Raw genomic sequence first — 12,810 nt, forward strand, 5'->3', positions numbered from 1 at the left:
GCGCAGGGCCCTTCGTTGTTCAACCCATGAGCCAGCTGGAAGCCCGGAATGAGTAACCTCAAGCGCACGCTTTTCTGGATGACCCTGTTCCTGGCAGTGGTAGTGGGGGTCTGCGTTGCGATCTACCGCCCGCTGCAGACGGCCTTTATGGCCAACTGGGTGTTTAACCTTCTGATTGTTCTCGTCCTTCTGGTGGGTATCGCACTGACGTACCGGCAGGTGCTGATGTTGCGGCCGGAGCTTCGCTGGGTTGCCCAGTTCCGCACCGGCCATTCCGGGCTCTCCGTGCTTCAGGAGCCGCGCCTGCTCAAGCCCCTGGCCCGGCAACTGGGGGAGGACGCCAAGCGCGACCAGTTCACGCTGTCCACCATGTCCCTGCGTACCGTGCTGGATGGTATCCATAGCCGCATGGACGAGCAGCGTGAAATCACCCGTTACTTCATCAGCCTGCTGGTTTTCCTGGGCCTGCTGGGTACCTTCTGGGGACTGCTTGGCACCATCAACGCCGTGGGGGCTGTGATTACCGGCCTGGACATGGATCAGGCGGATTTCGGGCAGGTGTTTGGCGATCTGCAGGCGGGCCTGCTGGAGCCCCTTGAAGGAATGGGCACCGCTTTCAGCTCGTCACTGTTGGGTTTGGGCGGATCGCTCATTCTTGGTTTTCTGGATATCCAGGCCGGGCACGCCCAGAACCGGTTCTATGACAGCCTGGAGGAATGGCTTACCGGTGTTACCAACCTGGTGGATGCCGTTGACGGTGGCGATGAGGTCAGCATGGCTCAGCGTGAGGAGCTTCAGCGTGTATTGGCGGAGAATCAGCACCTCAAAGACCAGTTGTCCGACAGGGAGCAATAACATGGTGGCTGCCGGGAGCAACGCCCAATGATCGGGTCACGCCGCCGCGCCCGTTCGCCCATTAACATCTGGCCGGGGTTTGTGGACGCCTTGTCAGCCTTGCTGATGTTGGTGATCTTCATGCTGCTGGTGTATGTGGTAAGCCAGCTATACCTGTCCCAGACCCTGTCGGACCGCGACTCGGAACTGGCCCGCCTAAACAGCCGGCTGGCGGAAATCTCCGCCATGCTGGGCCTGGAGCAGGACCAGAACGAAGCCCTGACGCGGGAAATGCAGCGGGTCCAGCAGCAGCTTGGCGAATCCCTGGCCTTGAACGATGAGCTGGAGACGGAGCTTGAGGAGACCCGTGAACAGGCCGTGGGCCGGCAAAACGATCTGGAGGCGGCCCTCGACCAGGAAGAACGCCTGGCGGACGCTCAGCGCGCGCTTCTGCAACAGCTGTCGAATCGCATTGGCGCGCTGCAGGAACAACTGCAGCAAATTACGGCGGCACTGGATCTCCAGGAAGAGCTGACCGCCGAGAAAGAGGCAAGGCTGGAAGAGGTGGGCCGACGGCTCAACACCTTGCTGGCCGAGCGGGTCGATCAACTGGAGCGGTACCAGTCCGAGTTCTTCGGGCGCCTGCGGGAAATCCTTGAGGATAACGAGAACATTCGTGTGGTGGGGGATCGCTTCCTGCTGCCTTCGGAACTGCTGTTTGCTTCCGGCTCCGCCCGGCTTGGACCGTCTGGCCGGCAGGAACTGGACAAGCTGGCCAGGGTGTTGCTGGAGGTGGTCGAGAAAATTCCGGACGACATCGACTGGATCCTGCGTATTGATGGCCATACCGACCGTATTCCCATCAACACACCGGCGTTCCCCTCCAACTGGGAGCTGTCCACCGCCAGGGCGGTCGCGGTAGTGCGTTACCTGGCAGAGCAGGGGGTACCGGAAGACCGCATGGCCGCCGCCGGGTTTGGTGAATTTTTCCCGGTGGCCGAGGGTAATTCGGAAGAGGCCCTGAGGAAGAACCGCCGAATCGAGATCAAGCTGACCGACCGCTAGTGGAGACTAGCGTCTTCGAGGGCCAACAATGACCGCTGCCTGTAGCGGTTGATTGCGCCCGTACCGTGACATGCGGTCGAAAACCTTCCGGTCCACCGGCACATACTGCTTGTCGGCAATGGTTTCGCCGTCCTCCACGTCCACCTCCGGGTCGTGGAGGTACACGAACTGGTCATCAACGGCACAAACCGTCACCCAGTGGGGCACGCGGCTGCGGTTGAGCTGCCAGGTACTGATCAGAATCACCGGCACCTGTCCCCGGAGCAGCGCCCGTTCGATCTCCTCAAGGGTGAGGGGATCATGGTGCAGTTCGATGCCGGTCTCGCCGATGTCCTGCAGAAAGCCTTCGTGAACCAGCTCCAGTACCCGCTTCTTGTCGTTGCTGCGGACCGTTTCCCGGAACAGCGGACCTTCCTGGCTGACATAGGCGATGGCTTCAAAACCACGCTTCCAGGCAGCCAGTGCCAACCCGTGGGGGCCACAGCCACCATGGCCGGCAAGCATGAAAATGGTGGTGGCTTCCCGCCACAGGCGCAGCTCTTCCAGCGTGGTCATCGGCTGGTCGTCATGCACCGCTGCCATGGCCATGATCAGCGACGCCGGGCCGCAGGTGAAGTCGGTAGTCTGGGGATAGTAGGGGACCTCGGGGAACCCCTCTTGGGGCTCGTAGAACAGAATGCGCCGCTCGAATCGCAGGGCATCGGCATGATCCTCGTAATAGTCCCGCAAAGTGCCGAACTGACGGTAGCCCAGGCGGCGATACAGCGCTATCGCAGCCTCGTTGTCGGTGCGCACCTCCAGCCGCATGATGATCCGGTCCGCCTCCGCAGCCTGACGCTCTGACTCCCGGACAAGGGCTTCCCCCACACCACCACCGCGGGTCTCGGGCGCTACGGCAATGGAATATATCCTTGCCAGTCGTGTACTGGCCTTCATCAGCACCAGGCTGTAACCCACCAGTTCGCCTCCGGCTTCCGCCAGGATCACCCGGTCCCGGGGCATGTCGATAAACCGCCGGAAGCTGCGACGGGAGATGCGGTCCTCGTCGAAACAGCGGTTTTCAAGGCGGACCAGGGCATCGGTATCGGCCAGGGTGGCATTGCGAAAGATCAGGTCAGCCATATCAGGTAACAGCTCGGGCTGTGGGTGGTGAACGCGCGCCGATTATGGGGCACGGCGGCGCCGGAGGATAGCGCCACACCATGCGTAAAATCACGCACCTGGCGACAATTGTGGTCGCGCTTCCTTGGCTATACTGTAGCGCGAAACCGGCGAACCTGTAGCCGGGCATCCTGTTCGGCCGGAGGGCCTTCATGTCGCGTCTTTTGCTTGTGGTTGACCATGCCCGGGACTGGGGCCCCTACTATCCCAGTGAGGACCTGCTCACCTTCGATCAGTACCTGCAGTTTTCCGCTCCGGCCCACAGCCGGGTACGGGTTATCAACCTGTGTCAGAGCGCCCGCTACCTGAGCCAGGGCTACTACTGCTCACTGCTGGCTGAAGCCCGGGGGCATCACGTGGTGCCCTCGGTAATGACGCTCAATGACTTGGGGCGAAAGGGGCTGTTCTCCCTGCAGCTGGACGAACTCGACCCTTCCGTGATCCAGTGGCTGGATGGCGCGGTTGACGCTGACGGCAAGGGTGGCCGGAGTATTCGGGTCAGCACGTTCTTTGGTCAGGCAGAAGTCCCTGAACTGAAGCCGGTGGCGCGGGCGCTGTTCGACCGCTTTCCGTGTCCGATCCTGACGGTGGAATTCCGTCACCGCAAAGGCAAGGGCTGGCAGATCGAGTCCATGAAACCGGCGGCACCGGCGGACCTGACGGAACCCCAGCAGGATATCTTTGCCGCCGCCCTGGACCGGTTCAGCAGCACTGTCTGGCGCAAGCCCCGCACCCGACGCCGCTACCGGTTTGATCTGGCCATGCTGGTGAACCCGGACGAGGAGATGCCGCCCAGCGACCAGGTGGCCCTGGAACGCTTCGAGAAGGCCGGCCGCAAGCTGGGCATCAATGTGGAACGGATCGGGCGCCGGGATTACATGCGCCTGCCGGAATACGACGGCCTGTTCATCCGGGAAACCACGGCCATCGACCACCACACCTATCGTTTCGCCCGTAAGGCGGAAGCCGAGGGGCTGGTGGTGATTGACGACCCGGTGTCCATTCTGCGCTGCACCAACAAGGTGTTCCTGGCAGACCTGCTGCGCACCAACCGGGTTCCCACCCCGAAGACCCTGATCCTGTCAAAGGATCAGAAGGACGCGGTTGCCCAGGTGGTGGAGCAGCTTGGTTTTCCCGCAGTGGTGAAGATTCCGGACGGCGCCTTTTCCCGGGGTGTGCTCAAGGCGAAGGATGAGAAGGAACTGAAAGAGGCCCTGAAAACCCTGTTCCGTCAGTCCGCCCTGGTGCTGGCCCAGGAATACCTGTACACCGACTATGACTGGCGTATCGGAGTGCTCGGTGGGCGGGCGATCTACGCCTGCAAGTACTATATGGTGAAAGGGCACTGGCAGATTTACCAGCACGGAGAGGCCAAGCAGGTGGACAGCGGCGACTTTGACACCCTGCCGACTTACGAGGTGCCCCGTAACGTGGTTCAGGCAGCCCTGAATGCCACCCGCCTGATTGGCAACGGCCTGTATGGCGTGGACATCAAGCAGTCGGGCAACCGCGTGGCAGTGATTGAGGTGAACGACAACCCCAGCATTGATTCCGATGTTGAGGACCGCTTTCTGGGCGGCGAATTGTACACCCTGGTGATGCAGGAATTTCTGAGTCGCATGGAAGCGAAGCGACGATAATCCGAGTGGTTGGAGGGCGCAGCCGCGGTCAGGTGTTTGCTGGTTGCCAGAGCTTCAGGCTGGCCAGCCAGGGAGGGTGCCCGAGCCTGTCCAGGACATCCTCGCGGGTGGGAATCGAAGGGCCGGGCTCGTCGATGAATAGTTCCACATAAAGCTGGTTGTCCAGGTAGTGCAGGCGCAAATGATGCCGGATCTGTGAGAGTTCTGGCAGGTGTTGGCGGAACAGTTCGTGGATGTCACGGCGGGTGGGTAATTGCCCGGTGGTAACGGAGCCCTGTTGGTCGTTTTCAGCATCAATATGAAAATTGATGTCACGAATCTGCGGCTGGGCTTCGCGCAGTCGCCTGACCACCTGCATGCCAATCTGATGTCCTTCCGATACGCTGATTTCAGGCTTCACCACCAGGTGTACGTCCAGCAGGATGTCACTGCCCATCCGGCGGCTGCGAAGATCATGTACACCGCGAACCCCCTCGGTCTCGCCGGCAATGGTCCTGAGTTGGTGGGTATCCTCGACCGACAGGCCGGTATCCACCAGTTCCCGCACGCTGCTCCAGGTAAACTGCCAGCCCACATGGGCAATGATCACGGCGATAATCACGGCAGCAACGGCATCCAGCCAGGGGAAACCCGCCATGGCGCCGATAGCCCCTATCAGCACGACGATGGATGAAAAGGCATCTGTGCGGCTATGCCAGGCATTGGCGATGATAAGGTCGGAGCGGATGCGCTCGCCCACATGCCGGGTGTAGCGAAAGATCCATTCCTTACCGGCCACCGAGAGCAGGGCAACGACCAGCACCGGCCAGCCTGGAACAACCAGTTCCTCCGAGGAAATCAGCCGCCAGAGGTTATCCCAGGCGAGCGCGCCCCCGATGGCAATCAGGAAGCTGCCGAGAATCATGGTGCCCAGGGTTTCGAAGCGCTGGTGACCATAGGGGTGGTCTGAATCCGGTTCCCGCCGTGAGACCTTCATCACGGCGAGCACCACCAGGTCGGATACTACGTCTGTAAACGAGTGGATGCCGTCCACAAACAGGGCCTGGGAATGGAACAGCCAGCCACCGATGCATTTGAGTAGCCCGAGTACTGCATCCAGTACCATGCCGATAATGGTCACGCGGGATGCAGCACGGAATTCCCCATCAAGTCGGTGCTGGTGACTGGACGACATGTAAACTCCTGTAAAACGCCCCGGGTTTTGTGCTCGGCATCACAAACCTGTGTTTACTTTATGCACAAGAGATGGGCGTTACCAACGAATTACGAAATGTTAGCCTAAACGCGATATTTTTGCTTGGCTGTCTTTAAGTTACTGATAATAATAGAAAATATAACTGATCAAAAAATAACCAATCTGTAGAGAGCGGCTTGAGGCAAGGGATCTGCTCGGTTGAAAGGGAATTTTCAACAGGGTTATCCACAGAATTCGTGGAAAAGGTCACAAGACCTTCACCATACAGTCATTTAGAGGTCATCGGGATGCAATGGAAGCCACTGTGGAAAAGTTCCGCTATACTCGCACCTCAGTTTTTCGGCGCGAAATAGTACCAGAAATTTCCAGCCGTACACGCTCTTTTGTCGTTTTTGACGACACCCGGCACATCCAGGATCAGGCATGTATACGCTCCTTCGCAATATTCTGTTCGCTTTGCCACCGGAAACAGCTCATCGGATTGCTCTGGCCAGTCTCGACCTCGGCGCGGGCAGCGGCTTGCTGAAAGCCCTGGTACGCCCCCCGGTGGATTTGCCGGTAACGGTGATGGGGCTGGATTTTCCCAACCCGGTGGGCCTGGCAGCGGGGCTCGACAAGAATGCGGACCACCTGCAGGGCCTGGGCGCCCTGGGCTTCGGGTTTATTGAAGTAGGTACGGTGACGCCGCAGCCACAACCGGGTAACCCGGCTCCGCGGATGTTCCGGTTGCCAGAGCATGGCGCCATCATCAATCGCATGGGCTTCAACAATGAAGGACTGGATCACCTGATCAGTCGCGTTGCCAAACGCCGTTACCCCGGGGTGCTGGGCATCAATGTGGGCAAGAACAAGATCACCCCGGCGGAAGAGGCGGAGTCTGACTATCGCAAAGGGATTGCCGGGGTCTACGATCATGCCGACTATATTACCGTCAACGTCTCATCACCCAATACGCCGGGCTTGCGGGACCTGCAGTTCGGGGATTCCCTGAAAAGGCTTCTGGATGCGATCAAGCAGGAGCAACGGACACAACACAACCAAAGTGGTCGCTATGTTCCGGTCGCGGTGAAGATAGCTCCGGACATGGATGACGAAGAGATTGTGTTTGTTGCCAATGCGCTGCGCAACGCGGGCATGGATGGTGTGGTCGCCACCAACACCACCATATCCCGTGAGCTGGTCAAGGGGCATCCTTATGGGGATGAGGCTGGCGGGCTCAGTGGAGAACCGGTACGCCAGGCCTCGCTCAGGGTTATTCAGCGGCTTTATCAGGAGCTGGGCGAGGACATCCCCATTATCGGTGTGGGGGGCATCAGTGACGGTGAGAGTGCGGCCGAGAAGATCCGAGCAGGGGCAAAGCTGGTCCAGGTCTATACCGGTTTCATCTACCGTGGCCCCGCATTGATCGGGGAGGCCGTAGAGGCGATCCGGGCACTGGGTCGTCAGGCGAACTGACACGGGCTGTATAAAAAGAAAGGGCCCGCTGAGCGGGCCCGTGCGGGGAATAAACCCCGTGGCGACTTGACGTCTTTCTTATTCGGGTCGGGTGGACCCGATTGCAGGTTCCGGCGTTTGTTGAAGGGGAGCCGGTGCGCCCCTGTACTCAAGCCAGTTTTTTTAGTGTGTTTCCATCGTCTCGGCGACGATCTTGGAATTTCTGGATTGTGTGTCCGCCTGAAAGCGGTTTGTCTCTGTAATGCTCGAAAAAACGTCCAGTAGAGACACTCTTTCAGCTCGGAGCACGCGGGGTTTTACTGATCAGGGTCGCCTTCAGGTCGTTCCGTTGGCTGCAAGCCTGTGAATACCGGAAACGCCGGTTAAACCCTCCCAGTTGTCGGTGCGTCCTTCCCGCCAGCCGTTGAGCCATTCCTGGCGGCATTCGGGCTGGTCCAGCGGGCAGCTGTCCTTGGATTTCCCGGACACGCCGGCCTGATATCCCCGCTTGAATGCGCGAGCGTACATGTCTCTTTTCTGTCTTTTCATGCTGTTCCTCACCTACATGGATTTACAGAACAAGCGTGTACACGTCTGTCATTGCTGGTTTCCGAGAACCCCCCTAAAAACAAATCATTGACGATTTGTGGAGCTTCGTTTCCGCAAGAACAGTCAGGATCCTGATGAGAGAGCACCTTTCGGTTGGTCCCTCGAATTTGACGCGTCAAATACACCCTATGATGAATACGGCCGCCGAGTACAGTATTTATTTCATCTATATGACCCTGTCTTTATGTTTATGTGAAATAACCCGCTGTCGGTTACCATGCGCTACCTTGAAAACAGGCGCGCTGGCGTCGGGTCGACATTCCGGAGGTTTCCGTGGCTGAGCACAATGAGTATTTCGTAACCTGTCCCCGGGGGATGGATGGTCTCCTGCAGGATGAACTGGTGTCTTTTGGCCTCAAGCCCCTGAAAACCGCGCCTGCGGGAGTGTGGGTTCAGGGCGGGCTGGCCGAGGGCTATCGTGCCTGCCTTTGGTCGCGCCTGGCCAACCGGGTGCTGCTCCACCTGGCCACCGTGGATGCCCGTTCCAATGAAGCCCTGTATCAGGGGGTTTACGACATCCCCTGGGAAGATCATCTGAAGATTGACGGCAAGTTCCGGGTGATGTTTGCCGGCACCAACGAGCTGATCCGCAATACCCAGTATGGCGCCCAGAAGGTCAAGGATGCCGTGGTGGACCGGCTGCGGGGCAAGGGCACGGTTCGCCCCAGTGTGGATTCGAAGGACCCTGATATCACGGTGTCGGCACGCCTGCACCGTGGCCATGTAGAGCTGGCCATCGACCTGAGCGGCAACAGCCTTCACATGCGCGGCTACCGGACAGAAAAGGGGATTGCCCCAATTCGCGAGAACCTGGCAGCCGCACTGCTGCTACGGGCTGGCTGGCCGGAAATTGCCGGCAATGGTGGTGACTTCATCGATCCCATGTGTGGCTCCGGCACGCTGCTGATTGAGGCAGCCCTGATGGCGATGGATCAGGCTCCGGGACGCTTGCGCCAGGCTTTCGGGTTTGAGCGCTGGCTCGGGCACCAGCCTGAGCTCTGGCTGGAGCTACGCCAGGAAGCGGAACGCCGTGCCTGGGAAGGAAAGCAGGGGCGACTACCGCGATTCCTCGGCTATGACCAGGACAGCCGGGTAATTGCCACGGCCTGGCGCAACATTGCCCGTGCTGGCCTGGAGGGCCTGATTCATGTGGAAGCCCGCGCTATTGAGGATTTCCACCGCGATGGCCAGTGGGCCGACAGGGGACTGGTACTGGTCAATCCGCCCTATGGCGAGCGCCTGAGTGAGCGAAAAGCACTCAGCGGTCTCTACCAGCAGCTGGGGGAAAGTGTGCGCACGCATCTGCCGGGCTGGCGCCTGGGGCTGTTTACCGGCGTGCCCGAACTTGGTCATGCCATTGGCCTGCGCAGTCATCGCCAGTACCGCCTCTTCAACGGCAAGCTTCCGGCCCAGCTATTGCTGTTTACTATCAGTGACGATAACGCCGTGCGGCCCCGGGAGTTGTCGACCCCTGGCGAGTTGCGCTCGAGGATCAGTAACCCCGAGCGGGCGCAAATGCTGGAGAACCGGCTGAAGAAGAATCTGAAAACCCTCGGCCAGTGGGCCCGCAAACAGGATATCCAGTGTTATCGGCTCTATGACGCGGACATGCCGGAGTTTGCCCTGGCCATTGATGTTTATGGCGACCATGTGCACGTTCAGGAGTACGCGGCGCCAAAATCCGTGGATGAGAAGAGCGCCCAGGAGCGCCTGCTGGAGGCCATGGCGGTGATACCCGGGGTGCTGGATGTGCCGGCGGATCGGGTGATCTGCAAGCAGCGTCAGCGTCAGAGTGGTACCCGCCAGTATGAAAAACAGGATGCCACCGGGGAGTTCATGGCGGTGGAGGAGCTGGGCAGCCGTCTGAAGGTGAACCTGCGGGATTACCTGGATACCGGCCTGTTCCTGGACCATCGGCCGGTGCGCCGCTGGATCCGGGATCATGCCCGTAACAAGCGCTTCCTGAACCTGTTCTGTTACACCGGTGCGGCAACGGTCCAGGCCGTGTCAGGGGGCGCCAGCCGCTCACTGAGTCTGGACATGTCCAACACCTACGTGGACTGGGCCCGGGACAACCTCGATCTGAACGGCGCCGACCCGAAAAAACATGTGGTGGAACAGGCGGATTGTGTGAAGTGGCTGGCGGAGAAGCCGACCCCGGACCAGCGTTTCGACCTGATTTTCATGGACCCGCCGACGTTCTCCAATTCAGCGCGTATGCGGGGTGTGCTGGATGTCCAGCGGGACCATGGCACGCTGATCCGTCAGGCGATGACAAGGCTGACCGGGGATGGCCTGCTGATTTTTTCCAACAACTTCCGCCGCTTCAAGCTGGATGAGGATCTGAATGAGCTCTATGAGATCCAGGATGTCACGCCGTCGACACTGGACCGGGACTTTCAGCGCAACAGCCGGATACATCAATGCTGGCATATTCAGCATAAGGCCTGAACGGTCTTACCATTCTTCTTCGTCTATGTTGCCGTCGCCTTCGTTTTCGGGGGCATGCTCCTGTGCTTCAACCAGGCCTTCCTGCTGGGCCAGCAGGAGCAGGGCGTAGACGCCGTTTTCCGGCATTTGCGGTTCCAGGCTCTGCTCGAACAAGAGGTCCCGACGGTGGTCTTCCAGGGTATCCCGGTCTATGCCCGGGATCAGTTCTTCCACGGGCGCCAGCTCAAAGGGGACGGGCATCTGGATGGCATCGAAAATAAGATCCACAAGGGTTTCATCGGGGTCGAGGCCGTCGGTGTAGACGGTCTTGTCCGGCAGGTCTTCGTGCAGCGCCCGGGCCAGCTCGATCAGCGGCACGCCCTGTTCCCGCAGGTAAAGCAGCTCGTCGTCGGCCAGCTCGGCGTCCTGCGGTAGCCAGCTTTCGTCCGGTTCAATCACCACGGTTTTCATGCGGCCATCTTCGAGGCTCCAGGCAATGGCCTTGGGGAAGAACAGTTCTTCATTCTGGAAGAACTCGATATCGAGAAAGTGGGGGATGCCCTGCGGCATACTTGCTCCTAAGTATTCAATGATCAGCGGCTAAAAAGTAACCGTGCCAGCACGAAGTGAGGACCGGTGTTGGGTAGCCTCTTCCAGGACCTTCAAAAACAGGGACGTTTTTGAAGAGCGTACAGGGATGTATTCACCGCGTGTCCTGGAAGAGGCTACCCAATAGCGGGCCGACAGGGAAGCACCGTTCTCGAATTCCTGGTCTTCCAGGCCTGTGATCCCGTGCCATGGGCCAGGGAGCGGTATGATTTTCCGGGACACGCCGTAAATCCGTCCATGGAGGCTCTTCAAAAACCTTTACGGCTAATTGCTCCTGCGTCGCCGTAAAGGTCCAGGCCCGACCATCCATGGCCGGGCCGTGAAACGCTGCCGCGTTCCACCCCTGTTTTTGAAGGTCCCGGAAAATCATCCCACCCCCTGCACCCCAGACTCTGTGATAGCTCAAGAATGGTCTACCTTTCCAGATTCGGGCCTTTTTGCGGTCCTGATACGCTAAAGCCCTCAGTAGAGAGCGCACCGGTTCTCATGCGATACTTCAGCCAACTGAATTTCCGTGACGAGTCTTTGAGAACCTATGGAACACACCAGCTTCAACCAGAACCTGCTCGACTTCCTCTCCACCTCACCAACACCCTGGCATGCCACCCGGAACATGGCTGCAACCCTCGACAAGGCCGGGTTCCAGGTACTGGACGAGCGCGAGGAATGGGACCTCAAGCAGGGGCAGGGCTATTACGTTGTCCGCAACGGCTCATCCATTGTGGCCTTCCGCACCGGTAAACGGTCGCCCCTGGAAGCCGGCATTCGCATGGCCGGGGCCCACACCGACAGCCCCTGCCTGAAGGTGAAGCCCAATCCTGAACTGCGCCGCAAGGGCTTCTATCAGGTAGGCGTGGAGGTCTACGGCGGGGTATTGCTCAATCCCTGGTTCGATCGCGACCTGTCACTGGCCGGCCGGGTCACACTGCTGGACAAGCAGGGCAAGGTACAGGACTGCCTGGTGGACTTCCGCCGGCCGGTAGCGTTCATTCCCAGTCTGGCCATCCACCTGGACCGGGACGCCAACAGCAATCGCACCATCAACGCCCAGACCGATCTGCCGCCGGTGCTTATGCAGGCACCTGAAGACGACACAACCGCCTTCACGGAATTGCTGGAGGCACAGGTCAAACAGGAACATCCGCAGCAGGACATCAGCAAGATCCTGGGCTACGAGCTGAGTTTCTATGATGCCCAGCCGGCCAGCCTGTCAGGGCTGCGGGATGAGTTTATTACCTCCGCCCGACTGGACAACCTGCTGAGTTGCCACATCGGTCTGCAGGCGCTGCTGGATGCCACCGGCGATGAGCCGGCACTGCTGGTCTGCAATGATCATGAGGAAGTGGGCAGCATGTCCGCGGAAGGGGCTCAGGGGCCGTTCCTGTCGTCGGTGCTGGACCGCTGGTGCGGGCCGGAGAATCGTAGCCGGGTGATCGCCCGTTCGATGATGATCTCCGCCGACAATGCCCACGGGGTCCACCCCAACTTTATTGACCGCCACGATGAGAACCACGGTCCGCTGCTGAACCAGGGGCCGGTGATCAAGGTGAACCACAACCAGCGGTATGCCACCAACAGCCGGTCAGCGGCGCTCTATCGGCACATCAGTGACGAACTGGGCGTGCCCCACCAGACGTTCGTGGTGCGCAGCGACATGGGATGCGGCAGCACCATCGGGCCGATCACGGCCGGCAACCTGGGCGTGACCACCCTGGATATCGGCGTGCCACAGCTGGGTATGCACTCCATCCGTGAACTGTGCGGCACCCGGGACGGCTATACGCTGTACCAGGTGCTGCAGGCGTTCATGGGCTGGCCTGAGGTGAACTGAGC

The 12,810-nt window shown here is 59.8% G+C and carries 10 protein-coding genes; 6 read left to right on the plus strand and 4 right to left on the minus strand.

The genetic code is table 11. From position 1 onward, the window contains the following. Positions 1-48: 48 nt before the first annotated feature. The gene (locus tag ACFOZ5_RS07165; RefSeq protein WP_379886331.1) at positions 49-855 is read left to right on the plus strand and encodes a flagellar motor protein MotA; all 807 of its coding nucleotides are present in this window, start codon (positions 49-51) and stop codon (positions 853-855) included. Positions 856-882: 27 nt separating this feature from the next. Continuing rightward, the gene (locus ACFOZ5_RS07170) at positions 883-1,899 is read left to right on the plus strand and encodes a peptidoglycan -binding protein (RefSeq protein ID WP_379886332.1); all 1,017 of its coding nucleotides are present in this window, start codon (positions 883-885) and stop codon (positions 1,897-1,899) included. Between the two features lie 6 nt (positions 1,900-1,905). Here the strand turns inward: ACFOZ5_RS07170 and rimI are convergent, their stop codons facing one another. Next, positions 1,906-3,021 (minus strand): ribosomal protein S18-alanine N-acetyltransferase, encoded by a 1,116-nt coding sequence (gene rimI / locus ACFOZ5_RS07175; RefSeq protein ID WP_379886333.1) that lies wholly within the window; start codon positions 3,019-3,021, stop codon positions 1,906-1,908. Between the two features lie 191 nt (positions 3,022-3,212). Between rimI and ACFOZ5_RS07180 the strand changes: the two genes are divergently transcribed. Then, on the plus strand, positions 3,213-4,700 hold the full coding sequence (locus ACFOZ5_RS07180; protein ID WP_379886334.1) for a RimK family protein: 1,488 nt from the start codon (positions 3,213-3,215) through the stop codon (positions 4,698-4,700). A 28-nt stretch (positions 4,701-4,728) separates the two neighbouring features. On the opposite strand, the gene ACFOZ5_RS07185 is transcribed toward ACFOZ5_RS07180, so the two are convergent. Beyond that, entirely contained in the window at positions 4,729-5,874 is a 1,146-nt protein-coding gene (locus ACFOZ5_RS07185) for a cation diffusion facilitator family transporter (RefSeq protein WP_379886336.1), read from the minus strand. Between the two features lie 444 nt (positions 5,875-6,318). Here ACFOZ5_RS07185 and ACFOZ5_RS07190 point away from each other — a divergent pair, with 444 nt between their 5' ends. Next, a complete protein-coding gene (locus ACFOZ5_RS07190) occupies positions 6,319-7,350 on the plus strand; it encodes a quinone-dependent dihydroorotate dehydrogenase (protein ID WP_379886337.1) in 1,032 nt (343 codons plus the stop codon). A 315-nt stretch (positions 7,351-7,665) separates the two neighbouring features. Here ACFOZ5_RS07190 and rmf read toward each other — a convergent pair whose 3' ends face one another. Beyond that, entirely contained in the window at positions 7,666-7,878 is a 213-nt protein-coding gene (gene rmf / locus ACFOZ5_RS07195; protein WP_379886338.1) for a ribosome modulation factor, read from the minus strand. Between the two features lie 333 nt (positions 7,879-8,211). Here rmf and rlmKL point away from each other — a divergent pair, with 333 nt between their 5' ends. Beyond that, positions 8,212-10,389: a bifunctional 23S rRNA (guanine(2069)-N(7))-methyltransferase RlmK/23S rRNA (guanine(2445)-N(2))-methyltransferase RlmL gene (gene rlmKL, locus ACFOZ5_RS07200; RefSeq protein WP_379886339.1), complete on the plus strand. Its 2,178-nt coding sequence runs from the start codon at positions 8,212-8,214 to the stop codon at positions 10,387-10,389. 6 nt (positions 10,390-10,395) lie between these two features. Here rlmKL and ACFOZ5_RS07205 read toward each other — a convergent pair whose 3' ends face one another. After that, entirely contained in the window at positions 10,396-10,938 is a 543-nt protein-coding gene (locus ACFOZ5_RS07205; RefSeq protein ID WP_379886340.1) for a hypothetical protein, read from the minus strand. A 574-nt stretch (positions 10,939-11,512) separates the two neighbouring features. On the opposite strand from ACFOZ5_RS07205, the gene ACFOZ5_RS07210 reads away from it, so the two are divergent. Beyond that, on the plus strand, positions 11,513-12,808 hold the full coding sequence (locus ACFOZ5_RS07210) for a M18 family aminopeptidase (protein WP_379886341.1): 1,296 nt from the start codon (positions 11,513-11,515) through the stop codon (positions 12,806-12,808). Positions 12,809-12,810 lie beyond the last annotated feature (2 nt).

This window comes from Marinobacter lacisalsi (assembly GCF_042651045.1).
In the GTDB taxonomy this organism is placed as follows: Bacteria; Pseudomonadota; Gammaproteobacteria; order Pseudomonadales; family Oleiphilaceae; genus Marinobacter; species Marinobacter lacisalsi.